2 protein-coding genes are annotated in these 956 nt (G+C 38.5%); one reads left to right on the forward strand and one right to left on the reverse strand.

Annotation, left to right across the window (positions count from 1 at the left end; genetic code table 11):
• Positions 1-347: transposase (locus ABPH35_RS10915; RefSeq protein ID WP_368849829.1), on the forward strand; the 347-nt coding region annotated here is incomplete at its 5' end.
• 102 nt (positions 348-449) lie between these two features.
• Here ABPH35_RS10915 and ABPH35_RS10920 read toward each other — a convergent pair.
• Positions 450-743 carry a chemotaxis protein gene (locus ABPH35_RS10920; protein ID WP_349989681.1) on the reverse strand — a complete coding sequence of 98 codons (294 nt, stop codon included), beginning with the start codon at positions 741-743 and terminating at the stop codon, positions 450-452.
• Positions 744-956: the final 213 nt, after the last annotated feature.

Raw genomic sequence — 956 nt, forward strand, 5'->3', positions numbered from 1 at the left:
CATTCTCAGAGGAACTACGACTGCACTACGAACTCTATCAACTTCTTTTATTCCATTTCCAAGAGAAAAACTCAGACCATTTCTTTCACCTCATCGAACAGGAAATTGCATCAGTTGACCCTATTTTCCAGACGGTATTTAAGACGTTTCTAAAGGATAAGGACAAGATTTTAAATGCATTGGAATGGCCTTATTCCAACGCCAAATTGGAAGCTACTAATAATCTCATCAAAGTCATCAAACGAAATGCCTTTGGCTTTAGGAACTTTGAAAACTTAAAAAAACGGATCTTGATTGCCTTAAACATCAAAAAAGAGAAGACGAATGTCGTTCTCTCTAGGTGTTAGCTTTTCATCTACCCACTACAGTTGACAATGAGCCAGAAAAGTGGGGAACCTCTTCCATCAGAGTTTCCCCACAACTAATCTTGGCATGTTTATTTTGGTTAGTCAATTATCTACTACATACTTCTTTTGAATTCTTTTAATCTCATTGAGATTGCCAGCGGTGCTTTGTTGGTAGACGTTTACCTTGTGTTGTAGCTCTTCTGCCATTTGTTGTACAGGTTTCTGATAGGCTTGTATGAGGGCAAGTCGGTCTTGGATTGTTTGATAGTTGTCCTGCATACGATGGATCAGGTCCGTGGTTTCTGTTACTTCCTGAAGAATCTTATCTCGATTTTTGACAGCTAGATAGGAGAGAGTAGCAGCTGTTCCTGCTGCGATGAAGTGTGTTAGTTTCATAGTTATAATTCATTCCTTTCGTTTCACTTAAGGCATAACACTGAATGAAAAAGTGTTGTACTCTTTGTTTTAGACTATAATTGAATTGAGAAGACCTATCACTACTACAAATCACGGGAGGAGAGTAAGTGAGTAGTTCATCTACTACCTTGAATAGTTATAGGTATAGCTCATCCTATCAAGTACAACCAACTACTGTGACTCTGAGCACGT

Source organism: Streptococcus handemini (genome assembly GCF_040984445.1).
In the GTDB taxonomy this organism is placed as follows: Bacteria; Bacillota; Bacilli; order Lactobacillales; family Streptococcaceae; genus Streptococcus; species Streptococcus handemini.